Here is a 24,082-nt window from a genome sequence, read left to right as displayed (position 1 = left end):
AGCATGCCATTTTTACTCCACATAGTATCACCTAAATTCTTAATTGTACCTGCTCGTTGTAGATTCAACCAGAATATCTTACCATGCAATTCCAAGTAAAATCAGGAAGATATGAATGAGAATAATACATGATAGTGATGCAGCATATGAAGACATAATGGCATTAGCTTTATTATTGCTTAATTCCGATGTGGCGGCTGTAACCGTAACTTATGGAGAATCGACGACCTCGACTGGCGCGTTGAACTTGGAGCGAGTGTGCCAAGCTTTAAACCCTTTGAAAAAAATCCCTGTAGCCTATGGTGATAATAGACCTGTGAATCCTCTTTTTGCTACTCCATTCCCTGAGTTTATTACCAAAGAAGCAGATAATATTTTAGATGATACGGATGTACCTCCAAGTACTAACTCTGAAATTACCAATTCTGCAGTGGAATTAATTTATAAAACCCTGATGTCTAGCAGTGAGAAAACTACCATTGTTGCCACAGGCCCATTAACAAATATTGCCCAGCTACTAACTCAATATCCTCATTGTGTAGATAAAATTGAAAAATTAGTGATTATGGGTGGAGCAGTAAAGGTGGCAGGAAATATCACAGACTTGATTTTTGACACCGATAATTTAGTTGCGGAATGGAATATTTATGCTGATCGAAAAGCTGCAGACATTGTTTTTAGCTCCAAAAATCTTCAGATAATGCTTGTCCCCATAGACATTACTCGCCAAATGCCCATGACCAAAGCTTTTTATAAACGTTTAGCCGATGAAACATTACCCCCTCTAAAATTAGTTCGAGATATGCTCACGTCTTTATTAAAGGGCATGGGGGAAAAATTGTTTTATGAGAAATTACAATTTTGGGATAGTTTGTCTGCAATGATAACCTTAAATCCCTCCATGGCAGAATTTGAGAAATTACCGATTAGTGTTGATTTAAGCACCGGTCAGACGAAAATAAATGAGAGACCAATCATTGACGTACCTCCTGTTTATGTAGCTATGAAATTACTTGATCCTACCTCAGCTTATGAGCTTTTCGTAAAATTATTAAAAACCAACCTAGCACACAAGCAAGATGTTTCTCACGGAGTTTTACTTCGCGATCGATTTTTTGCAGGAAATAGGCTAGCAACTCCTGGGGAGACATTTAATTCAATAGAATTTACGATGAATTAAAAGGACAGTAACGCCCATTTAAGTGGCGTTACTGTATTTGGAAAAAATCTACCAAAGGCCGGTAACCTTACTCTTCCACTTTTATTTCTATTTTTTTCTCAGGAGCTGTTTCTTTTTTAGGAATTCTTATTTCCAATACACCATGTGCATAACGTGCGGTGATTTTCGCATCATCGGCAGTTTGTGGCAGGCTAAATCGACGATAAAATTGCCCTTGAGCTCTCTCTCTTCGAGTATAGCCTTCACGCTCTTCTGTTTTTTCAAAATTGCGTTCACCTTTTAAAGTCAGCACATGCTCTTCTAAAGAAATAGAAACATCCTCTTTTTTAACCCCAGGAAGATCTGCTAAAACCAGAAAGCAGTCCTTTTCTTCTTTAATATCGACCAAAGGCATCCAAGTACTTGTTTCGATAAATGAAGCATCTTCTCCTTGCTGTAAGTTAAAAAAATCATTCAGCAAACTACCCATTTCACGGTACAATGGAAAGGGTGACTTTCTTAAACTGTTCATATGCTCTCCTTGATTATGGTTTATGGATAATCTACATATAGGGTTGCTTTGCTAAAAATTCAAGGAGTAAATTCCAGTTTTTATGGTTTCATTTTGCTCGAATCTATATGAATGCCAATCAAGGTATGGTGTTCTTATAGATAACCCCATCTTTCATAATAATGAAAAACTTGTGCGTGGGATCTGCAATGATATTAATATCTTGCAAGGGATTACCATCGACCAGAAGAAGGTCAGCCAATGCACCTTTTTCGACAACACCCAATTTTCCTGGATAAGGATTCCGGGCTCCGGAAAGCGCCAGTAATTCGCCATTGACAGAAGTTGCCATGATAAGGGCTTCTGCAGGAGTAAACCAGCGTGTGAGATCAACAATAGCTTGCCCCTGACGCTCTGCCAATGCTTTTGAGAAGAGAATATCTGTCCCAAAACCAGTTTTGATCTTGAATTTCTTCACCAACTCGTACATGGAATTAGTGCCCTGAATGATTTGATGCATCTGTTTTTGTTGCGTAGGTGAAAGCATGGCTGCACCACCGAGGTCAACAAAGGGCTGGGTACTTAGCCAGATGTTTTTTTCAGCCATGAGTTTTGCCGTCACTTCATCCATAAGGTGGCCATGCTCAATTACTTTGACACCTGCCATTATTGAACGATGGATGGCACTCGGCGTATAGGCATGAGTAGCCACATAAGTTCCCCACCCGGAAGCTGCCTCAACAGCTGCTCGTAATTCAGCTTCAGTAAAGGTGGTGATATCAAGGGGGGTAAGAGGTGAGGCTACACCACCACCTGCAGTCAGTTTGATTTGAGATGCACCCTGCATGAGCTGTTCACGCGTACGTTTTCGCACTTCATCTGGGCTATCTGCAATTACACTCCCACCCAGATGCTCCACACGACTCATTGCCCCAGGGCTTCGCGGCAACTCCCAGAGTTCGCGGAAATCCCCATGACCTCCAGTAGTTGTGATAATCGCGCCTGATGGGTAAATACGCGGACCAGGGACAATATTTTCATCAATGGCTTGCTTAAGTGCAAAGACAGGACCACCCATATCTCTGACCGTTGTAAATCCTCGCATCAGCGTGGCGGTGGCTTCTGCACCTGCTAATAATGTAGTGTATCCAATGTCGTTTGATATGATTTGATTAGGTGTGGGACGGACAAGCATCGCATGCCAATGCATGTCACTGAGGCCAGGCATCAGCACTCTTCCGTTACCATTAACGACTTGAGTATCTGCAGGATTACTTACAGGAATGGGGGTATTTGAAATTCGTTCAATAATGTTATGGTGAACGAGAACATAGGAGAGCCCTGAAAGTGTGGGGGTTTTTCCATCAAAGATACGCACCTTTTCGAAGAGGATAAAACTTGGTTTCTCTTGCGCCCTCGCCCCAGTAAAAAAGAGTGCGCAACTGGCAAAAAGAATCGTCAAAAGCTTCACTTTTGTACTCACTAGACCTCCTGTCAAATTGACTCATTCGCATATGCGAGCCATAACTTATATTTTAAAGTTCTACCGGCTTAGCAAAAATTCTCTGCCGTAAAAGAAAATCGTTGATTCGCTTTAAGCTCTCTACGTGTAAACTCTATGCTATGTCGATTAGCAAAACATTTCCATTTCTGCTCTTGATGCACATATTGACTTTTTTTGCATTGGAAAACAGATTGGGTAAAGGCTGCTATATTTTTAGTTAGTGCCGTGGTTCGTGCTGAATTATAAATAAATACTTCTATATTATCCGCTCTCATCTGAGCGCCTAATAGTTGGCTATGGTCGTAAGTATTTTTGTCGGAAATATAGGGCGTATATTGTTTAAAAGGTTCCTCAGTTAAGTCTATGCCCCTATTACTGGCTATTAATGCGGTAAATGCGGTCATGGAAATTTCTATGTAGCCTAAATCAGCGCTTGTATCTGCGAAAAATTTTAATCGGTAATATGCTACTTCCGTAAACGCAGTTTCAAGTTGCAAAGAGCCATACCAGAGTGAAGGCTCACACGTAGTACCAAAGCGAGAACCATATTTTAATGGCGGATATCGAAAAGGGGTAAATATTAAATAATTTTTTCCCTTTTCAATTAAGGGTTTTGATTCTTCGATTAATTCTTCTAATAGATCATGCTCTTCAATGGAGTCTACTAAATCACGGGAGCTTAAAATATGTTGATCCTCTACCACTCTCCAAGGTTCAACAGAAATGCTACTGATGAATTGATTGCCTTCACACAACTTCCATATATTCATAATTTACCACGCATCGCATCGATATAATTTACTACATCAACTAAACCGGTAACGGTCTTTAAGTGCTCTATGGGCTTTTGGTTGAAATAATTATTATGACTATTTAACCATAATTTTGCTTTGTCATGATTATTGCCCAGCAAGGAATTTAATCCTCTGTATACCCTTAAAAGGAGTAATGCGATTTCTCCTTCTTTAGTGGTCGGCGATAGGAATGCTTTACCTTGGCTTAAACGAGTAATCGTTGATTCACTAACACCAATAATGCTATGTAAATCTTTCCCAGTTAAATTATAAAAATCAGCTAATTTTAAAATAGCCTTAGTTAAAACCAGCTCTTTTTGATGCTCATTCTTTAAGGAAGTTTTCATAAAGACCTCTTTTACATTTCATATGAAATTATATGCTCATTTTTTTTCAAATGCAAATATAGCCATTCTTTAAATAGGGCTCAGCAACGATTTACTTCGCACAAAAAAAATGCAAATGGTTGACTTAATACACGAAGAAAACGTAAACTTCAGCAGCCTATATAAGCGTAAGCTTTGGGATCTTAAGATTTATAAACTAGAGAGTACTCAGTTGATTCAGCATAAAACGTCACCGCTTAAGCATCTTACTGTTTGTCATATTTTTTTAATAACCATCAGTAATATCTTAGTCCAATACCCTTTTGAGATTTTAGGTTATCACACAACTTGGGGTGCGTTTACTTATCCGTTCATTTTTATCTTGACCGATCTGACTACCCGACTATCTAGTGCTAAAACATCACGAAATATTATTTTCATCAGCATGCTTCCCGGGCTACTTATCTCTTATTTTATAGCAAGCTCTCTGGAAATTATGGCCCCATTAAGCTGGGATAATATATTCGCTTTACACTATATGCCGTTGCGAATTGCATTAGCATGTTTTGTTGCTTATACCATAGGGCAGCTATTGGATGTCTTTATTTTTCAGCGTTTGCGTAAGAGCTCTTCTTGGTGGATTGCTCCGGCTATTTCCACTACGATAGGTAATGTAATAGATACTCTGTTGTTTTTTACTATTGCGTTTTATCACAGTAGCAATCCTTTTTTAAATCAACATTGGCCGGAAATAGCACTGGTTGATGTCTGTTTTAAAATCATCATTAGCCTATTAGCCTTTGTTCCCGTATATGGCTTTGTGTTACACTTTTTTAATATTAAAAATCCAAATACAGTTACAGCATAATTATTCATTACAGGGACATATTCATGTCTGCAACAAAAATACTCCTATCAGAAAATGATGTTTTAAACGGTAGTCTTATCCAACTCGAACCTATAACAACTCAACATCGAGAACCGTTATCTGAAGCTGCTGATTATGAGGAAATATGGCAATACATGCCGCAAAAAGCTACGAAAACTTTTTTTGATTCTTGGTTTGATGGCTGCTTGGATAAAATGGTTACTGGGGAGCAAATTACTTATGTCGTACGCTGCAAAATAAGCCAAACTATCGTAGGTGCTACGGCTTATTACGCAATTCAATTAGAAAACAAGAGTCTTTCCTTAGGTTATAGTTGGTATACCCCTAATCGCTGGGGTAGCAAAATAAACCCTGAAGCGAAATTATTAATGTTAACTCAAGCCTTTGAATGCTGGGATATTAACCGCGTTGAATTAGGTACCGACTCACGTAATAGCCGCTCCTATCATGCCATTAAGAAATTGGGCGCTACAGAAGAAGGCCTGTTACGCCAGCATATGATTCTTCACAATAATGTAGTTACAGACACCATAGTTTTTAGCATTCTGCGTTCCGAATGGCCTGCAATTAAAATAAACTTAATAAACCGTATAACAGAGAACTTCTGCCTCCTTCAGAATGATCCTTCCTCGTAAAAAGGAACGTTCTTTTCAGCTTACACTAAGCCCTTGGAGGGTTTAGGGAATATTCTCTTCTATCCGTTTAATCATGTAGGGAAAAAACGGATTGGACGAAAGACGAAGGATTGAATCCAGGCTTACAATGAGCACCTGTCGCTCGCCCCGTGAAGCGATAGTCCCTAGTTGCACGCCATATTCATTTGAATCAGGAGAAAGGCCATATAGGCTATCGTTTATGGGAAAAGGAAGCGCCACATGAGACAAGGAGTAAACATCGCGTGGATAAGTTAACTCTAGAGGGGAAATGCGTTCATTTACTGCTCCAGCCTCAGTAACTCGTTCAACTACATCAATACTGCCCTCATTCGCATTAGTAATAATTACGCTGCGAAATTTGCGCGGAGGGTCATTTAAAAGCCTGGTCACTGCCGTATCTGCTGAAGGGCGTAATAAAAGACCTAATTTGGCGGCCCTATTCAAATCAAATAATACCAGTTCACTACCATTTGCCGGAAGGTTAGCATAAAAAGCTGTAATTATGGCACTCGTACTCACGGTAAAATCCATTACCGACTGGAACGTTAACACCGGAGGAAGTTCTATCAGCCGATTTTCATTGGCAAGGCGTACTATTTGTTGTTGTAAGGCGGCCGTTAAACGATGCGACTGTCTTGCTCCATTGACTGGAAAAGAATTATATTTAAAGGGATTAAATTCAGGAAGTATATTGAGCCAAGCTGCTTTTGCAAATGGGGGTAAAATAGCGGGTAAGGCAGCAAAGCCTGCAAAGCGAGCAAAACGGGTAATTCCAATCATTGGTGAAATCAAGATGATCTTATCTGGTTTTTTTAATTGATTATTTTCAATAGAGTCAAGAGCATACTTTAACGCCAATGCTCCTCCATTAGAAAAACCTACAAGATGTAGAGGTTGTGATGGTCCTATGCGTCTTCGTGCTTCACGCACAGCGAGCCGGGTTGCTGCGAGCCAATCTTCCCATTTGACATCTGTTAATGCGGCGGGTACGGTGCCATGCGCCGGTAGTCTAATCGCTATTGCGACATAGCCATGGGCTACATATCGTTTGGCAATATGGCGCAGACTATATGGAGAATCAGTTAATCCATGTAAGAGTATAACCGCCCCAACAGCGGGACTTTGAGGTTCCAGTATATATGAGCGATTCCAATCGGTAGCGAATTTTTCCGGATAAACAGGGCTGCCATAAAAATACCGATTTCCCGGGATACGTTGTTTATTAGTTAATTTCTCAGTTACTTCTATTCGTACTGCATTAAAAAGAGTATTTTCTATTCTTATGTATTCACCCCAATTTAGTTTATCCAGCTCTTTAGCTTGTTTTTCTTTGGGTACATAAGTATGCCATAGTTCCAATGCGGGGCCACGTTGCGAATCAACTACCCTTAAGCCCAGCAAAATTATAAGGCCTAAGCAGACAAACTTCGTAAGTGATTTTAATAACTTAAATAATTTAGTACGCATTGATGCGGCCCTTTTTGATAATCAAATCTAAGGCTTTTTTTCAAGAATATCATTTAGTTTTATTTCTTTGGAGTATCTTTGCGAAATATAGGGTTTTCCTTTTCTCAGAATCATAGCACTAAGAATACTTAAAAAATTTTTGCGAAGTACCTTATTACAAGTGCCGCGAGGATCTCCTGAACGGGATACACATTAATTCGTGGCAAGTTCTGAAAAGCCTTCGTCCTAACATTAGGAGGAAAGCTTTTAAAGGTAGTCCCTCATGTCTCACCTAACTCCTTGTAACTTATTAAACATTTATCGGGTTAGTAAAATGAAAATTGAGCTCTGATGTATAAGAGTAAAATGACTTAATTTCTTCTTCTCGCTCTTCGGAAGGCAAATCGCCTAGCTCAACATGCAATACCTCCGCAATATTAGATAAATCCACACTATAATGCTCTTCAATGCTATAAATAGCATCAACTATTTCTTTAGATAGCTCAATATAAGCAAAATGATTTCTAAATAAGGCATCAAGAGTAGGCACAAAAAACCTCACCGTAGCAGAATCTGTTTGGGGACAAAATTTTTTTAGACATTTGGCACAGAATCTTAAGGAAATCTCCTCAGGCCTTGCACTAGTTTTAACAGACATAAGATCCTTCTTAATTTAATAGGTAAACATACTAGCAAGCATTACATTACGAAAAACAAATGTCAATGAGAATGATTATCAATTGCATTTGAAGGAATAAGAAATAAATGTTAATTCAAGGTAGTTTAGTATTCAATGAAATAATAAATAATTCTATTTGCATATTATTTACTCCTTTAGTTTGAAATGATAAAATATGTCTAAAAAAATGGCCTCTGTTTCATTGAGATGGCGGTTCAAGCTTACTTAACTATTCAAGCAGCAGAGGATGAGATGACAATCTGTTAAACGGCATCCCAATTGCTGCATATTCTAGGAACATATAAACCTGTCACGACTCCTTTGCCGCACAGGCAACGCTAGTTCGTGTTAGGAGCACTTCAATGAGTGATGCAGTCCCATCAAAGGTTCCAGAGGAAATACAGCTCAATCTAGATAAACAACTGCCAAATAAGCGCTTGATTAAGTTATTGCTTGAAAAATTTGAGGCCGTTAAACAATCACAATCAACTAAAAGCTGATCATTGCCAAGTGAGAAAATTAATTTATGTATAATAAAATTATATTAGACGTTCCTCTAAACAATAAACAAGAAATTGATGCACTAATTAAAGAACGATGCTCCGCCAAACCTATTGTGCCCGAATTAGTTGAAGAAAAGGAAATAAGAGTACCTGAAGCCTATAACCGTTTCCGCGATTTAGAAAAAAAAGAAGCGTTTCAAGAGAAGTTGTTACAAAGCATGCAGCAACAATTTATTCAAGAATTTGGCGCAGCAAAAGCTGCTTATCTTATTAATGAGTTTCTGCAATTAACTAAGATTATCGAACACGATGGAGCTTTAATTTTTGGAAAAATGATTGATACAGAGAGTTTCCAAAAACTAATAGAGCAATATACTGAAAAACTTGCAACAGATGGCAGTAAAAGCTGGATACATTCATATATCAATTTAGGTAACCATCCCGATTTTTTGAGCGCAAGCCAATTTAATAACGCATTCATGCACCCATTGCTGATTGCACTTATCGCTTATTCCTCTGGAGGACCCATTCGCATTGTTGATGCACGCGGCAAAGATGCCGAGCCTTTAGCTGTTCAAGCACAAGATAATATGTTGCATATTGATAACACGCCTTTTCGCAGAGAATTTAAGATCATTGTTACTTGGGAACGCGGTAAACCCAGTGGGCCTAAGGGGCAAAATTTTGTTTTTATACCTGGAACCCATAAGGGGGTTCGCAACTGTAATGTCAGCGAGAATGGGAAAGCCTGGTCTACTGAAGATGCTTCAATTTTTACCTCTAAGGAAGCCGTACAATCTATATTTGATTTACAACAAAAAATAACCGGAGAAAACTCCCCTACTGTTGTTGAGGTAACTCATCCAGAAATGCCACTCACCACAATATTTGAGGCTGGGGCCCTAATTCATCATCGCTATCGTACACTGGAAAAAGATACGCCCCGAAGCTGTATTATTGTTGCTTTTCATCGCGCCCCAGATAATCCAGGACAATTTTTAAACACCCACTATCTAGACAGCATCGCGGAAAACGGAAGCTTAACTCACCTGCTCATGGGGAAACATAGTGATAATACTGAAGAACAGTTTATTACTGCTATTTTAGCCACCACCCCAATCATCGGAGAAAAAATTATTGAACTTAATGCCTCCCACATACAAGGCTCAAAGGTTATTCCTCCCACAACCCGCATTTTGACTAAAGAATTAGAAAAATGGAAAACGACCGTCACATTCGCACCAACTGTTGAAGAAATAAAAAATAAAAACGCCTATTTTCAATTAGGAGCCGAACTTTCTCAGGAATTAATTACAGAAATGATGAAATATGACAAACACGGTCCTCTCGATCTTATTCTTTATGGAGATGGCCATGAGGAAATTCGTAAATGGGCACGTAATCGGATTCGTGAAATGCCATTGAATCGTTTAGAAAATCGTCTCCAGCAGTTTTTTTCTTGGGGTTTAATGACCACGCCAAATATTTCTTCCTTTCTTTCGCCCTTGGCTCTGCAAAAAATTGCCAAAGATTTAGTGTTTTTTATACAGAGGTTACCGCCACAACAGAAAGCTCATTTGGATAAGAATGAAAAAATATCATCTCAAGATGCCTATCGCTCCCTAAGGCAATTAATTGAGGATTTAGGTGAGGCTATAGTACGTTGTACATCGCGTCAAACTTTCCTATCAACCAGTTTGTTCTTATTTTGGGCCAATGATGAATTGGCACGCCTTCTTGTAGGATCTGTAGAGAAAGCTCCATCTCATTTAATGAGTAATAGTAAAATATTACTATCCCATTACCTTACCACCTATGTGTTAATTGAAAAACAGATAGTACTCGAGCGAAACTTGCCGACTCGCCTGGATTATGGCCTACATCTGTCTTCATTCAGATTCTTTACTCCAGAAAGAGTAAGAAGTTATATATCCGAACCAGTAAATTTGCTACCACCACATTCTCCTACTTAATGCGAATACTTTATTCATAAAGAACATTCATCACAATTAGTTTCGATTTAAATCTGCTTGGGATTTAAATCGAAACGATGCAGATCTGGAATGATCTTGGGATTCTCATTAGAATTAGTCTTTAAGGCTGAACTGATGAGGTGCTAAATGAAGCGGCATTTGTCAAAAAAAACACAACATGTTGTCATAATTGGTTCCGGTTTTGGCGGGCTTAATGCTGCAAAAACATTGGCAAATCAACCTGGATTTTCCATCACCATCATTGATAAAACAAACCATCATCTATTTCAGCCATTATTATATCAAGTTGCTACAGCGGCTTTATCTCCTGGAGATATTGCCGCCCCTATTCGCGAAATATTCCGATCAAATAAAAATATCAAAACACTAATGGCCACAGTGCTTTCTATAAATAAAGAAGAAAAAGTTGTCACTCTTGATGATAACCAGCATATTTCCTATGACTATCTAATTGTTGCACCTGGCTCGCGTCACTCCTATTTTGGTCAAAATCAGTGGGAAAAATTTGCTCCAGGATTAAAAACATTAAAAGATGCCCTTCGTGTTCGTGAAATGATATTAACTTCATTTGAATTAGCTGAGAATGCTACTGATATATCTCTTATTGAGAGTTTATTAACATTCATTGTGATTGGAGCAGGCCCAACTGGTATCGAAATGGCGGGGGCAATCGCTGAAATTGCACATCAGAGTTTACAAAGTAATTTTCGCTCAATTGATCCCAGCAAAACTAAGGTCTACCTTATTGAAGGTGGCAATCAGGTACTAAATAGTTACCCCCAAAAATTAGCAATCTACGCACAGCATACTCTTGAAAAACAAGGAGTCACTGTACTATTAAATACCCGGGTCACGGAAATTACTGATGAAGGTGTTGCTTTTGGCGATCAATTTATTCCGGCACATAATATTATTTGGGCAGCCGGCAACGAGGCATCCCCCCTATTAAAAACGCTGGATGTACCCTGCGATAAATCAGGTCGGGTTATTGTCCAACCCGATTTAAGTCTGCCTATGAACCCTGAAGTGTTTGTACTGGGTGATGCCGCATTCCTTAAAGAGAATGATCAGCCCTTACCCGCAATTGCACCAGTTGCATTGCAGCAAGGTAAATTTGTAGGAAATTTAATTAGAAAACAAATCCCTATAAATAATAGACCAGCGTTTCATTACAAAGATAGAGGGATGATGGCAAATATTGGCCGATTCAATGCGCTCGTATTATCAGGCCCTTTGCAATCCAGTGGTTTCTTTGCATGGCTGGCTTGGTGTTTTGTCCACATTTATTTTTTAATTGGTTTTAGAACTAAAATATTGGTCTTTATCGATTGGGTATTTTATTTTTTTAAAGGGCAAAGAAATGTACGCTTAATAGTAAGGCCTGCAAAAGTGAGAAAAAAAGAAAAAAACTCATAGCTTATTAATGCTTTTTGCTAAGACAAGATTGCAAAGAAAGATCTTTTCTTGATATTTTCCTGCTTAAGCTGCCTCCTTTTGGATAACAAATCTTATTGCTCATCCAGGCATGTATGGTAGCTTATAATAATTTAAACCAACGTAACCTATCATATAGGAGTTTATGGTGAGTAAGGCTTTTACCAAAGAAGATGATGAGTATTCTGAACCGGAGCGTCCGGAAAAATTACCACCCATCAAAAATTATATGACCCCCACTGGATTCTCCATGTTACAAAATGAATTACGTAATTTAGTGAGTAATGAACGACCTCAAATTGTCAAAGTAGTAAGTTGGGCTGCGGGCAATGGAGACCGTTCAGAAAATGGTGATTACATTTATGGAAAAAAACGGTTACGTGAAATAGACAGACGCATCCGCTATTTAACGAAACGATTAGAGACTGCCATAATTGTTGACCCTAAATTGCAAGCCGGTCTTACTCAAGTATTTTTTGGCGCCACGGTCCAATATACTAATGAGCAGGGTGAGTCTCATTGTGTCAAAATTGTAGGTCTGGATGAAGCGGATATTAATGCAGGCAAAATAAGCTGGATTTCCCCCTTGGCGAAAACCTTATTGAAAGCTAAGGTTGGAGAAATTAGGACATTACGAGTTGGTGGTGAAGAACATAATTTAACGGTCACAGATATTGCCTATGCGTAAGCACCTTGCCTTTGCCATCACAAGGAGCCAAGGCTAATCAATTTTGCAAATCGATAAAACTATTTTATATGGATTAATTTTTATTAGTGGTATTATTGGTCAAGCAAGAAAATCTCCAAATAAAAACAAAGTAAAAGGCTGAAGTAATGATTGTTGGAATTGATTTAGGTACGACCAATAGCCTAATTGCCTTTTGGGACGACACAAAGGCAAAACTTATCCCGAATGTTTTAGGAAAATTTTTAACCCCCTCCGTAATTAGTGTGGATGAGAACTCCATATTAGTTGGGGAGCCTGCCTTAAATCGATTAGTAACCCATCCAGCCCTAACCATGGCTAATTTCAAGCGCTATATGGGTACCAATAAGGTATTTAAACTGGGAAATTATTCCTTCCGTGCCGAAGAATTAAGCGCATTTATTTTAAAACAATTAAAAGAAGATGCTGAACTATTTCTGGGCATGTCCATTCACGAAGCAGTTATTTCTGTTCCGGCCTATTTTAGCGACGCGCAACGTAAAGCGACTAAAATTGCTGGCCAATTAGCTGGTTTACATGTGGAGCGCTTAATCAATGAACCTACTGCTGCAGGCATCGCTTATGGCTTGCAAGAAAAGTTAGATGACACCAACTACCTTATTTTTGATTTAGGTGGCGGAACCTTCGATGTGTCGCTGCTAAATATGTTTTCCGGAGTTATTGAAGTGCGTGCATCCCATGGTGATAATGTGCTCGGCGGCATTGATTTCACCCAAGTTATTGAAGAAATGTTTCTTAACGACTTAATTCAAGCCAAAGGCATTAGCAAAGAACAAATACCCGAGAAACAACGTCAAAAAATACTAGAGCAAGCGGAACTAGCCAAACACCAATTATCGTTAGCAGCAGAAGCTACTTTATCAGTTAATTGGGACGGTGAGATCTTTTCTTATCAGTACAGCGAATTAGAATTTGAAAATAAGATTGCGCCCTTGCTGGAACGTTTACGTAACCCAGTTATCAAGGTATTAAATGATGCCAAATTATCATCCGCCAGTATTGATCAAGTAGTTCTAGTTGGCGGTGCTACCCGTATGAAGTCAGTGAAAAAACTGGTAAGCCGCATGTTTGGTAAATTACCCTTGTGTCATTTGGATCAAGATACTGTAATTGCCCAAGGTGCCGCCATTCAAGCAGGCTTAAAAAGTCAAAATAAAGCACTGGATGAAATTGTTGTAACGGATGTCTGCCCTTACTCGCTAGGCATTGAGGTATGTAACAATGAGAAACATTATTTTGATCCCATAATTGAGCGCAATATGGTAATTCCCATCAGCCGAGCTCAAGTCTATTACCCCTACGACTATGAACAGGCACGTGAAGTGGAAATTAAAATTTATCAAGGCGAAAGCCTTTTTGTCGAAAAAAATGTCTTTCTAGGCAGCTTTACCATCACGGTAGATAAGCATCTCAAAAATAAAGGCTTTGAAGTACGTTTTACTTATGACATTGATGGTCTACTCGAAGTAGAAGCTACTTTTTTAGAAACCAAAGAAAAGAAAACACTCATTATTGAAGGCAATCCCGGTGTCTTAAGTAAACAGGAAATTGCTGAGCGTTTATTGATGCTGGCAGAAATTAAAATGCATCCCAGAGAACAAATTGAAAATCAATTAATCATCAGCCGGGCAGAAAAACTGTACGAGGATCTTAGCGGCAATGAACGCTTGGCTTTAAGTCAGCTCATCAAAGAATTTATCCAAGTCATAGATAGCCAAGATCCGCAACTTATTTCCAGAGCACGTAGCGCGATTAAAATAAAGCTGGATGAGATACAACATAATCAATTTTCTTTTTAGAGGCATGTAATGACTATTTGGCAAATACTGGAAATAGAACAAACGACCGATATTAAAGAAATAAAAAAAGCCTATGCAGCAAAACTAAAACAACATAAGCCGGAAGTTGATCCGGAAGGCTTTCAACGTGTGCGTGAAGCTTTCGAGTTGGCTAAAAAATTTGCTGCAGGTGAGTCCATTAATACAGATCAAGTTGATTTCAATATTGAAACAAACTGCATAGAGGATGGAGTCCAGCAAGATAAGACAGATCCCCAAGATTTAAGTATTCTATTATTAAATTTACTTGCTTTCGGTCATGAAGAGGAAGCTATAGAAAAGTTTAAAGAATTTAATCAAAAAGGATTATTAGATAATTTAGAAGATGCCGAACTCTTTCAAGAACAGATAGCCCTTCGCTTAATTGATAAAGCTGAGTGCATGCCCGCATTCACTACTTATCTGCTTGAGTATTTTGATTGGCAAAACCATCCCGCAGTACGTACAGAATACCTTTTTGGTATAGCACTTAGAAGCTTAATTAATCAAACTTCCTATTACCGCTTTTTGCAGGAAATTAAAATGTTAAGTCTAATTGCAAGTCCTGAGGAAGCACAGGAACAAGGCCTTAATTGGAATCAATGTTATGCAGCAAAAGCAATTTTAAATTCTAAAAAGCCACGTGGCTTTTTTCTCCACTTTTATGGTTCCAGGAAAAAAAGAAAGGCTATTTTGGCTTTGTTAGAAAGGGTCAATAATTATCCTTTAGCCTTGATGAAACCCTATTTAGAACTTGGTGCAATTGACTGGTTAAAGGAATACAAAGAGAAGAAAAATTTTTTATTGCGCGCCACCTACTTCCTCGCTCTTTTTTTTGCCACCATTATCTCAACTGTATACAAATATGAAACGCGTACTACTACGAACAAAACCAATAAAGAAGCCCTGGCTTCAAAAAGCGCCTTGAACTCTCCTCCATCATCAACCAATATAGTAATCACTTTTGCTGATTTGGAGGGAAAAAAACTAACTGGTGAACACCAATACATTCTGCATGTGCCTAAAGTGAATAATGCGGATAGCGGGGACCTAGTTTGGAATATCGTATTACTTGATAAGAATTCCCAAATAGCAACAAACCCTAAAAATAATAAATCCTTAATAATGAGTAGTATCAATCAATCTATTCAAAAAAATGAAGATGGCTCTTTTGATTTGTATTTACAATCTACCCCGCCTGCAAATAAAAACACAAATTGGCTGTTTATACCTAATGAAGAATTTACCATTGTTGGGAGTTATTATTGGAAAAACAATGCGGAAATAATTAGTCATTGGGATGGGGCTATCTTAACGAAAGCGTAGTCCACCAGAGGAAAACAGGTATCTTATGGCAAAGAATTTTACCGGAATTAATGTGGAAACCCTTGTGTTAGTTGCTATTTGGGAAACTCCTTTTATTTTTCAAGGATGTTTTAAAATTAAGGAGTTAGACAAAGATAATTCTGTTTTATTTTTCTTTAGATGCCAAACAAGTCATGGGCAGCAATTAGATATTCTTAACTATGAGTTTTCCCCCGAATATTATGAATTTAGCCATTTATATAATGAAGCGGGTCTTATTAAGTTGAGCGATTTAAATGAGGCCCAGAGTAATGCGCTTTATTTATTAAAATATGCACTACATAAAACATTGAGAGAGATGTTATCAAGTAGAAAAACTCATTTTACCTCAATAGATGATACGGCCATGCGCGCACTCATTACTAAAGTTAAACCCATATTGAATCAAGAATTAGCCTTACCTGAAGAAGATTATATTGGATTTGCCGTTGCAATGGATTTTTGTCCGCAAGAAGACATGGCATTAGTAGCTGCATTAACTTTGCTTTGGGGATTAAAAGATCCCCGCGCTGCACAAATACATACTCATTAAACAGCCTCTTCTTGTGCTAAAAAATGCAGGAGCCACTGGGCTATAAGCGTATGTTCGTGCTCTAGCTCTAAAGAGTTCAATCCTTGCGCAAGCACTTCCTTCTCAAGAATATTTTTACGCGATTGCATTACATCTTTAGCATAAGCCTTAGTAAACTCTGGATGTCCTTGTAAACTGAGCATGGTCTTCCCTATTTGCATCATGTTATTTGGACAGAATGCACTACTTGCTAACAATTGCGCTCCCGGTGGAAGAATGACTACTTGATCCTGATGGCTTGCGAGTAAATTAAAATAAGATTTGGCCGGATGCATCCACTCTTTAGCTTGTACGATTTGATTTTGTAACACCCCAATACCCCAGCCCTTAGGAGATTTAATTACTTTTCCTCCTAAAGCCTTAGCGATAAGTTGATGCCCAAAACAGATACCAATTACTTTTTTTGATGCTGTATGTAAAACACGCACAAACTCTTCCAGAGCGGCTATCCAAGGAAAGCCATCATTCACGCCGTACTTGCTTCCTGTAATTAAATAAGCATCTGCCGCATGGACATCCTTTGGCAGTTCTCCTTCCATTGCGTTAAATACAGTAAATGTCATCTTGGGAGCAATAGATTGAAAGAGCCTAGCGAACATATCTGGATATTGTCCATAATGTACGGCAAAGACCTCACCCACTCGATCACAATTTAAAATCCCAAGATTCATAAATACCTTACAGTCCGTTACATGCTGAATACAGAATATCTTTGTATTGCTGTTGCGTAAATACTATAGGATTTGACCCTGCTGCAGCATCTTCTGTAGCCATGGTAGCGAGCCGATCAATTTGTAAAGTATCAATACCAATTTCAGTTAAGGTTGATTCTATTCCCAACTCCAAACGCATCTGAAGAACCCATTCTAAAAACCCTTCGAATCCATTATCAAGAGACAAATAACGAGCCAAGCGGTCTATTCTTTCTTCAATCGCAGACCGATTAGCATGTAATACATAGGGCATTAAAATAGCATTAAGACGGCCATGATGGGCATCATATAATGCGCCTAAAGGGTGGGCTAATGCGTGCATTGCTCCTAAGCCACGTTGGAAAGCCGTTGCTCCCATAGAGGATGCAACCAACATATTTGTGCGTGCAGTTATATTAGTCCCTTCATGATAAGCCACTAATAAATTTTCTTTAATTAACCGAATCCCTTCTAAAGCAATACCTTCCGCCATAGGATGATAACCAAGAGCACAATAGGCTTCTAGGCAATGAGATAATGCATCCATTCCCGTAGCTGCCGTAATCGGTTTTGGCAAACCTACTGTAAGTTCGGGATCAAGAATAACTAAAGAAGGTAGCATGTTTGGATGAAAAATTATTTTTTTTATTTGCTGTTTTGTATCAGTAATAACCGAAGCCCGCCCTACTTCCGAACCAGTACCCGCAGTCGTTGGTATGGCAATAACTGGTGCCATTGCATCCACATTCACGCGCAGCCAATTATCACCCACATCCTCAAAATCCCATAAAGAATGCTGTTGCCCCACCATTAACGCAATCGCTTTACCTGCATCAAGGGCTGAGCCGCCACCAAAAGCAATCACCCCATCATGAGCTCCCTGACAATAAGCACCAACGCCATCCATGACCTGCTTTCCAGTAGGATTTGCTTTAATGTGGCAAAAAACTGAGGTTTTTATCCCCGCTTCGTGCATCAATGCCAAGGTGTTTTCTACCAATACTGAATTGGCTAAGCCAGGGTCAGTGACCAATAATGGAGCCCTCATGCCAAGCTCAATACAGGCGATCGGTAGTTCATTTAGTCGTCCCTTGCCCACACGAATTTTTGTGGGATAATTCCAATTGGCTTTCAGCATCTTTAAATTCCTAATTTTTTAATATGAAATGACTTTGGTCGTGTTAAGGATTCATAACCGACAGAAGACAAAGTGCAGCCTCTTCCAGAGTTTTTTATTCCCGTCCATGCCAGAGCGGGATCTAAATAATCACAGCGGTTAATGAAAAAAGTACCGGTCTGTAATTGCTCCCCGAGAGCAACGCCTCGCTCAATATCTTGGGTAAATACGGCTGCAGTCAATCCATATTCACTATCATTCATTAAAGCAATCGCTTCTTCATCATTTTTGACCTTCATGATACCAACTACGGGACCAAACGTTTCTTCATTCATCACCCGCATCTGATGCGTGACTTCGGTTAATATTTGGGGGGCTAAATAGGCAGAGCCTGGTTGATCTAAAGCAAAATCCTTACTATCAATCTGGGCAACTGCTCCCTGCGCTACGGCCTCTTTAATTTGACCACGCACAAAGTCGGCAGCTTCAGCACGAATCATAGGGCCTAAGGTTGTTTCCGGATCATCAGAGCGCCCTAAGCGATATTGCTTTACAAATTGCACCGATTGAGCCAAAAACTCATCGTATATATCCTGATGTACATAAACACGCTCGATACCACAACATGATTGTCCCGAATTAAAAAAAGCGCCATCCATCACTGTTTCTACTGCATGACGCAGATCCGCATCAGCACGCACGTAAGCAGGATCTTTACCCCCAAGCTCTAAGCCTATATGAATAAAACGACCTGCAGCGGCACGCTCAATCATTGCCCCACCCGCAACCGATCCGGTAAATGCAACCGCGTTGATGTGTGTGGAACGAATTAATTGTTCTGTGTCAGCATGATTCAGATGCAAATATTGAAAAACGCCTTCGGGTAAACGAGCTTCATTAAATCCATGGGCCAATCGTTCTGCCACCAAAGGTGTTTGCGCGGAGCATTTCAACAATACTGCATTGCCAGCCATAATTGCAGGAATCACCGAATTAACTGTAGTAAGAAATGGATAATTCCAAGGAGAGATAACTAAGTTAATACCTAAAGGCTCTCGTTTAATATAACGAATAAAACCTTCTTTTTCCGGGAGCACAATGGGCTCAAGCGCGGTCTTTGCGGCAGCAATCATATATCTTGCCCGTTCTTCAAAACCGTTAATTTCACCTTGGGTATAACGAATGGGTCGTCCCATTTGCCAGCTTAACTCCAAGGCAATCGCCTCTTTATTGGCCACAATAACATCTACCGCGGCCTGGCAATATTCCGCACGCTCTGCGACAGAAGCACGACGCCATAATTTTTGGGCTGACTGTGCTTTTTCGAGCGCTAAATTAATATCATTCTGGGTTGCAAAAGCACGTTCTACATAAACCGAATTATCAATGGGAGAATAGGTTTTAAATTTCATTTTTATTCCTAAATAATTTCAAAATAACGATCTAATTCCCAATCAGTAACGTGTCTTCGAAATTCACGTTCTTCCCATTCTCGAGTCGCTGCGAAATGAATCACAAAGTCTTCACCGAATAAGGCATGTGCCGCTCGTGATGCCTTAAGGTTTTGCGCTGCATCCCATAAGGTCCGTGGTAAAGCCAATTCTTTATCATGAGTCTGCGCGTATGAATTTCCTTTAACTTCTTCCCTAGGTTCCATCTCTTGCTCAATTCCATATAAGCCTGAGCCGATTGCCGCAGCTAAAGCAAGATAAGGATTGGCATCGGCCGAGCCCAAACGATATTCAATGCGTTGTGATTTTTCATTACCAGGAATTACGCGTAAGGCCGTAGTTCGATTTTCTACCCCCCAAGTTGCATCGGTAGGTGCCCAATAGCCTGGAATTAAACGTGAATAACTATTTATGGTAGGTGAAAACATAGCGAGCAACTCAGGCATTAACGCTTGTTGGCCAGCCAGGAAATGGCGTTGAATTCTGCTCATATTATGAGCGTTTTTAGGATCATAAAATGCGGAATGCCCTTCTAAATGCTTTAGGGAAAGATGAATATGGCCACTTTGCCCAGGATAGTCCATAGACCATTTTGCCATGAAGGTTGCCATTTTTTGGTTACGCTGGGCCAATATCTTCATAAAAGTTTTAAATAAGGCTGCCTTATCACCTGCATTCATCGCAGAGTCAACGGCAATCGCTGCTTCAATTACCCCGGGACCTGTTTCTGTATGCAGCCCTTCGATAGGGAAATCCATTACCTCACTCATGTGTAAAATCTGATGATAAAATTCAGCATGAACCGTATTACGTAGAATTGAATAACCAAAATTATCTGGCGTGATCGTTTTTAAATTACGAAAACCCTTAGCACGAACACTTTCAGAAGTTTCATCAAAAACGAAAAATTCATATTCCAGGGCGGCATAAACATCAAACCCCATATGCTTTGCTTTTTCAATAACACGCTTTAACACAGCGCGCGGGCAAAGCGCCTCAGCCTTTTCAGAAAATTCTGCCAGAAATAGCAATTGATTGTCTTCGACCACTAATTCACGGCAACTGGAAGGAATAATACGTACATTGGCATCAGGGTAACCCGTATGCCAACCCGTATAACCCACATTATCATAAAGGTTATCTTTTGTGTCCCAGCCCAAAACTACATCACAAAAAGCAAAGCCATTATCCAAAGCGGAAAAAAACTTATTGCGACTCATATATTTGCCAAGCATCACGCCATCGATATCAAAAATACCCACTTTGACATGACTTAATTGCCTCTCTTCAACAATGCGTTTTGCATCTTCTGCAGTCTTCACTTCACGTGGATTAAGCATCTCATATCCTTATGTATTTTATCCTTTAAATCCCTATGTGTTCCTATTATTAAAAATCTTAATCACCATAGCAGGAGAAACCTTCACTGGGAAGAGGTACAGTTAATGATTTATAACTATACTAATAATGTATGGACATAAGACTAATATTTAAGGAGCGATTATGGACCGAAAAGACTTGCAGGATAACGTATCTTATCGTCATTCGAATAAACCCGAGAAAAACCACCCGCTAGAGCCTGAAACAGATAAAAGAGGAGAAAGACAGGGTGGCATTGATAAAAAGGGCAATAAAGAAAAGGATGAAAAAGGGGAGCTTTAGGGGAACCCAATTAGGCTCCATTGCAAAAACGAATGATAGTTTATACTTGCAGGTAAAACCAAAAAAGCGGTTAATCAGGAACAAGCCGGAAGCATTGAGAGAGCCGACTGCAATCAACGAGTGTTGGTCGATGGATTTTATCCACGATCAGCTAGACAATGGTCGGTCTTATCGCTTATTAAACGTACTTGATGATTTCAATCGAGAAGGTCTTGCTATCGAGGTGGATTTTTCCTTGCCGGCAGAACGTGTTGTAAGAACTCTGAATCAGATTATTGAAAGGCGTGGTAAGCCGCGACAGATACGTTGCGACAACGTACTAACTCTGGAGTCAATATTTTTTTGGAAAAACAGATCCCGTTAGCTCAATAAGCTAATTTTTTAAATGTATTACTGCTAACCTCATCAAAACCCAATGGTTTCCATTTCTTATAGGAATATTTTTTAACCATAGTGACACAAGGTCCAGAGCAAGATGCCAGACCTTTACTGTACTTAAAACAAAATAAAATCCCAATGGAAGATCCAAACATTATCTACGAGGTCAATAGCCTCTACGGCCCTACAGAGGGGATTCTTCCACTGGGTATTACCGATTCATAGTAACATCGATAATTCGTTTCATTTTTAATGATGCCAAAGACTACACGAGCCATTTTGGCAGCAACAGCAGTATATCCTTTCCGTTTTAAATCATCGTTTTTGGGATCCTGCTTAATGTAATTCTCAAATTTTTTTCTAAATGTATTTTCGCGCATTCTAATGGCCACCGTTGCTGCAAGCCAGAAAGCATAACGTAGTTTGCTATTTCCATATTTAGATATTTTGCTGCGACCACGAAAATAACCTGATTGATGGGTGCATAAATCAAACCCACAGAACTTAAGGAACTGGCGGTAATGTCTGAAGCGCCTTAAATCACCGGTTTCAGATAAAATCATAAGTGCTAAAATAGGGCCAATACCAGGAATAGTGAGCATCTTTTTTAATTCAGGAGCATCATGCTGAACCCAGCGATACAAGGTTGTATGGTCAATTTCCAAGCCACGCTCCGCCATCATTTCTTCCAGATCACGATAACTGATTCCATATTTACAGTACCAGCGAACACACTGTAAAATCACTTCTCCATGAAAATGACGCCATTTAAAGGCTGTAGGTTTCGTTGAGCGCATTTAGGAGCCCGTCCAATAGTTTTATTTAAAGTATAAACTATCGTTCGTTTTTGCAACGGAGCCATAATGAGCGCACCCATCAAGGAAAAATTTGCTGCGGAAGAACACCAATGCAAACTTTGGTTGAAACAAATCTAGATGGAAAAATTTATAAACTAAATTTGACCTGACAGACACTTCTAAAAAAACGGCAACTGTCAGATCATGTATGAACTACTACACCTGAATTTTAATTCAAGACAATTGCTTCATTTGCTTAACCACTAAACTGATTGATACGCTCTATTAACTCTTGAGGGAGTGTTTCCTTAATTCCTAGCATGAAAAGAGTGTTATTCTTAGCGACAAAGAAAGAGGCTGTATTCAATAAAGATGGTGCAGACGCCATGAATCCAAGGCGGATATAAGCATTCATATTCGCTGTATTTTGATCACCTGAAATAATTTGCTCGACATTAGGCAAGCGAGTTTGAATGGCTTGCCGTTGTTCTGAGCTCATATTCTGTAATTCCTCAAGCATTAATGGCACTGCTGCAATATTTTCAGGTATTGCTTGAAAAATATTCGTCAACTCTGCTGCTGTCTTTTGCCTAAGGCCATTCCATCCCAAACCAAGATGCGTGATGCTAGACTCTTTAAGGGAGCCCAAGATGGCTACCAGTTCTGCTTCGGTTTTTCGCCCAAAGTCATTCCATCCCAAATTAAGATGCGTGATGCCTGAGTCTTTGAGGAAACTCAATATGGATACCAGCTCTTCCCCGGTTTTTCGAGCAAGGCTATTCCATCCCAAATTAAGATGAGTGATACTACTAGGCTCTTTAAGGAAGCTCAATATGGATACCAACTCTTCTGCGGTTTTTTGTCCAAGGTTATTCCGGCTCAAATCAAGATGGGTGATGCCAGAATCTTTGAGGACTCTTAAAATGGCGATTAGTTCTTCTCCACTCGTGTAGCCAAGCTCATTACCGGACAAATCAAAATGAGTAATTACAGTAGCTTTGAATTGTTCATCAAGAACTATCCATGTGACATCCTAAGAACTCAGTTTAATTTTTTGTACTTTCATAAATACTTCAATGAAGAATGCGGATATACGCTTATCTCTATCATTGAATCCAGGTTGAGCATGATTGAGCCTTCTCCCCTCCTCCCTACATTTCTATGCTCAATCACTATTTGTTTACCCAGAAGCGCGCAGAATGGCTCTTGGACAAATTTTAATACGGTGAGATAGCAAAACCTGGCTAAAAGTTAGTAGTTATCGTAGTTACGTGGTTGTTATCCTTATTCGCCTTTAAGGATTGCATAATGGTATCTAAGCCGCCATGGCTATTTATTAAATCACCTAAGGTACCGTTTCGGAGAGCAGTTTCCTCAGCTTCGCTCAGGATGATTGAATCATAATCTTTATGATCAATCATTTTTTTTAAATGAGTAGCAGCACTTACCTTAATTTCCCTGCTCTTAGTATTAAAATAGTTTGTGCCCCAGATTGCATCATTTAGCCAGTAAACCACAGACATGATACCTAAAAAATTATAATGAAAACTCCATTCCTTATTGCTGGCTTCGATATAGTCACTAAGACTCTGGCTCAAAGCAGAATAATC

General features: G+C 39.3%; 23 protein-coding genes and 3 pseudogenes. 12 read left to right on the top strand and 14 right to left on the bottom strand.

What is annotated here, in order from left to right:
- The first annotated feature begins 115 nt into the window (after positions 1-115).
- Positions 116-1,180, top strand: coding sequence for a nucleoside hydrolase (locus BN3124_RS04505; RefSeq protein WP_058533681.1), 1,065 nt, complete (start codon positions 116-118; stop codon positions 1,178-1,180).
- Positions 1,181-1,247: 67 nt separating this feature from the next.
- Here BN3124_RS04505 and BN3124_RS04500 read toward each other — a convergent pair whose 3' ends face one another.
- The 4 genes from BN3124_RS04500 to BN3124_RS04485 all read right to left on the bottom strand — a co-directional run bounded on the left by BN3124_RS04500 (position 1,248) and on the right by BN3124_RS04485 (position 4,315).
- On the bottom strand, positions 1,248-1,691 hold the full coding sequence (locus BN3124_RS04500; protein ID WP_058533680.1) for an Hsp20/alpha crystallin family protein: 444 nt from the start codon (positions 1,689-1,691) through the stop codon (positions 1,248-1,250).
- Positions 1,692-1,809: 118 nt separating this feature from the next.
- Positions 1,810-3,153, bottom strand: a complete 1,344-nt coding sequence (locus BN3124_RS04495) for a metal-dependent hydrolase family protein (protein ID WP_230849070.1) — start codon at positions 3,151-3,153, stop codon at positions 1,810-1,812.
- A 68-nt stretch (positions 3,154-3,221) separates the two neighbouring features.
- On the bottom strand, positions 3,222-3,944 hold the full coding sequence (locus tag BN3124_RS04490) for an RES family NAD+ phosphorylase (protein ID WP_058533679.1): 723 nt from the start codon (positions 3,942-3,944) through the stop codon (positions 3,222-3,224).
- Positions 3,941-4,315 (bottom strand): MbcA/ParS/Xre antitoxin family protein, encoded by a 375-nt coding sequence (locus BN3124_RS04485; RefSeq protein ID WP_058533678.1) that lies wholly within the window; start codon positions 4,313-4,315, stop codon positions 3,941-3,943. The genes BN3124_RS04490 and BN3124_RS04485 overlap by 4 nt, the downstream gene beginning before the upstream one ends.
- Positions 4,316-4,526: 211 nt before the next feature.
- Between BN3124_RS04485 and BN3124_RS04480 the strand changes: the two genes are divergently transcribed.
- Positions 4,527-5,162: a 7-cyano-7-deazaguanine/7-aminomethyl-7-deazaguanine transporter gene (locus BN3124_RS04480; RefSeq protein ID WP_058533975.1), complete on the top strand. Its 636-nt coding sequence runs from the start codon at positions 4,527-4,529 to the stop codon at positions 5,160-5,162.
- Positions 5,163-5,185: 23 nt separating this feature from the next.
- A complete protein-coding gene (locus BN3124_RS04475) occupies positions 5,186-5,818 on the top strand; it encodes a GNAT family N-acetyltransferase (protein WP_058533677.1) in 633 nt (210 codons plus the stop codon).
- A 42-nt stretch (positions 5,819-5,860) separates the two neighbouring features.
- Here BN3124_RS04475 and BN3124_RS04470 read toward each other — a convergent pair whose 3' ends face one another.
- Both BN3124_RS04470 and BN3124_RS04465 read right to left on the bottom strand, forming a co-directional pair.
- Positions 5,861-7,306 (bottom strand): alpha/beta hydrolase, encoded by a 1,446-nt coding sequence (locus BN3124_RS04470; protein ID WP_058533676.1) that lies wholly within the window; start codon positions 7,304-7,306, stop codon positions 5,861-5,863.
- Positions 7,307-7,595: 289 nt separating this feature from the next.
- Positions 7,596-7,943, bottom strand: coding sequence for a hypothetical protein (locus BN3124_RS04465; protein ID WP_058533675.1), 348 nt, complete (start codon positions 7,941-7,943; stop codon positions 7,596-7,598).
- Between the two features lie 383 nt (positions 7,944-8,326).
- Between BN3124_RS04465 and BN3124_RS17070 the strand changes: the two genes are divergently transcribed.
- The 7 genes from BN3124_RS17070 (at position 8,327) to BN3124_RS04435 (ending at position 16,336) form a co-directional block, all read left to right on the top strand.
- Positions 8,327-8,464, top strand: coding sequence for a hypothetical protein (locus tag BN3124_RS17070; protein ID WP_155522662.1), 138 nt, complete (start codon positions 8,327-8,329; stop codon positions 8,462-8,464).
- Positions 8,465-8,490: 26 nt separating this feature from the next.
- Positions 8,491-10,440, top strand: a complete 1,950-nt coding sequence (locus BN3124_RS04460) for a hypothetical protein (protein ID WP_058533674.1) — start codon at positions 8,491-8,493, stop codon at positions 10,438-10,440.
- A 147-nt stretch (positions 10,441-10,587) separates the two neighbouring features.
- Positions 10,588-11,877 (top strand): NAD(P)/FAD-dependent oxidoreductase, encoded by a 1,290-nt coding sequence (locus BN3124_RS04455; RefSeq protein WP_058533673.1) that lies wholly within the window; start codon positions 10,588-10,590, stop codon positions 11,875-11,877.
- A gap of 163 nt (positions 11,878-12,040) precedes the next feature.
- Positions 12,041-12,583 (top strand): transcription elongation factor GreB, encoded by a 543-nt coding sequence (greB, locus tag BN3124_RS04450; RefSeq protein ID WP_230849069.1) that lies wholly within the window; start codon positions 12,041-12,043, stop codon positions 12,581-12,583.
- Positions 12,584-12,729: 146 nt separating this feature from the next.
- Positions 12,730-14,421, top strand: coding sequence for a molecular chaperone HscC (locus BN3124_RS04445; protein ID WP_058533672.1), 1,692 nt, complete (start codon positions 12,730-12,732; stop codon positions 14,419-14,421).
- A gap of 9 nt (positions 14,422-14,430) precedes the next feature.
- A complete protein-coding gene (locus BN3124_RS16965) occupies positions 14,431-15,765 on the top strand; it encodes a DUF1214 domain-containing protein (RefSeq protein ID WP_058533671.1) in 1,335 nt (444 codons plus the stop codon).
- A 25-nt stretch (positions 15,766-15,790) separates the two neighbouring features.
- Positions 15,791-16,336 carry a hypothetical protein gene (locus BN3124_RS04435; RefSeq protein WP_058533670.1) on the top strand — a complete coding sequence of 182 codons (546 nt, stop codon included), beginning with the start codon at positions 15,791-15,793 and terminating at the stop codon, positions 16,334-16,336.
- Here BN3124_RS04435 and BN3124_RS04430 read toward each other — a convergent pair.
- The 4 genes from BN3124_RS04430 to BN3124_RS04415 are packed head-to-tail and all read right to left on the bottom strand — an operon-like array spanning position 16,333 to position 20,975.
- On the bottom strand, positions 16,333-17,046 hold the full coding sequence (locus BN3124_RS04430) for a glutamine amidotransferase-related protein (RefSeq protein WP_058533669.1): 714 nt from the start codon (positions 17,044-17,046) through the stop codon (positions 16,333-16,335). The genes BN3124_RS04435 and BN3124_RS04430 overlap by 4 nt on opposite strands.
- 7 nt (positions 17,047-17,053) lie before the next feature.
- On the bottom strand, positions 17,054-18,205 hold the full coding sequence (locus BN3124_RS04425; RefSeq protein ID WP_058533668.1) for an iron-containing alcohol dehydrogenase: 1,152 nt from the start codon (positions 18,203-18,205) through the stop codon (positions 17,054-17,056).
- Between the two features lie 2 nt (positions 18,206-18,207).
- The gene (locus BN3124_RS04420; protein ID WP_058533667.1) at positions 18,208-19,596 is read right to left on the bottom strand and encodes an aldehyde dehydrogenase family protein; all 1,389 of its coding nucleotides are present in this window, start codon (positions 19,594-19,596) and stop codon (positions 18,208-18,210) included.
- 8 nt (positions 19,597-19,604) lie between these two features.
- Positions 19,605-20,975 carry a glutamine synthetase family protein gene (locus BN3124_RS04415; protein ID WP_058533666.1) on the bottom strand — a complete coding sequence of 457 codons (1,371 nt, stop codon included), beginning with the start codon at positions 20,973-20,975 and terminating at the stop codon, positions 19,605-19,607.
- A 163-nt stretch (positions 20,976-21,138) separates the two neighbouring features.
- On the opposite strand from BN3124_RS04415, the gene BN3124_RS17065 reads away from it, so the two are divergent.
- Both BN3124_RS17065 and BN3124_RS04410 read left to right on the top strand, forming a co-directional pair.
- The gene (locus BN3124_RS17065; protein WP_155522661.1) at positions 21,139-21,297 is read left to right on the top strand and encodes a hypothetical protein; all 159 of its coding nucleotides are present in this window, start codon (positions 21,139-21,141) and stop codon (positions 21,295-21,297) included.
- Between the two features lie 40 nt (positions 21,298-21,337).
- A pseudogene (locus tag BN3124_RS04410) lies at positions 21,338-21,613 on the top strand (DDE-type integrase/transposase/recombinase); the annotation flags it as partial.
- A 238-nt stretch (positions 21,614-21,851) separates the two neighbouring features.
- On the opposite strand, the gene BN3124_RS04405 reads toward BN3124_RS04410, so the two are convergent.
- The 4 genes and pseudogenes from BN3124_RS04405 to BN3124_RS17145 form a co-directional block, all read right to left on the bottom strand.
- Entirely contained in the window at positions 21,852-22,277 is a 426-nt protein-coding gene (locus BN3124_RS04405) for a transposase (protein WP_269057619.1), read from the bottom strand.
- Positions 22,272-22,472: pseudogene (locus BN3124_RS17150) on the bottom strand (IS6 family transposase); the annotation flags it as partial. The pseudogene BN3124_RS17150 and the gene BN3124_RS04405, both read right to left, overlap by 6 nt.
- A gap of 256 nt (positions 22,473-22,728) precedes the next feature.
- On the bottom strand, positions 22,729-23,445 hold the full coding sequence (locus BN3124_RS04400; protein WP_058533665.1) for a leucine-rich repeat domain-containing protein: 717 nt from the start codon (positions 23,443-23,445) through the stop codon (positions 22,729-22,731).
- A 271-nt stretch (positions 23,446-23,716) separates the two neighbouring features.
- Positions 23,717-24,082 (bottom strand): annotated as a pseudogene (locus BN3124_RS17145) (hypothetical protein); the annotation flags it as partial.

The sequence above is a fragment of the Legionella saoudiensis genome, from assembly GCF_001465875.1.
Taxonomy (GTDB): domain Bacteria; phylum Pseudomonadota; class Gammaproteobacteria; order Legionellales; family Legionellaceae; genus Legionella; species Legionella saoudiensis.
The sequence above is the reverse complement of the archived record's forward strand: the minus strand, read 5'-3'. Positions and strand labels throughout refer to the sequence as shown.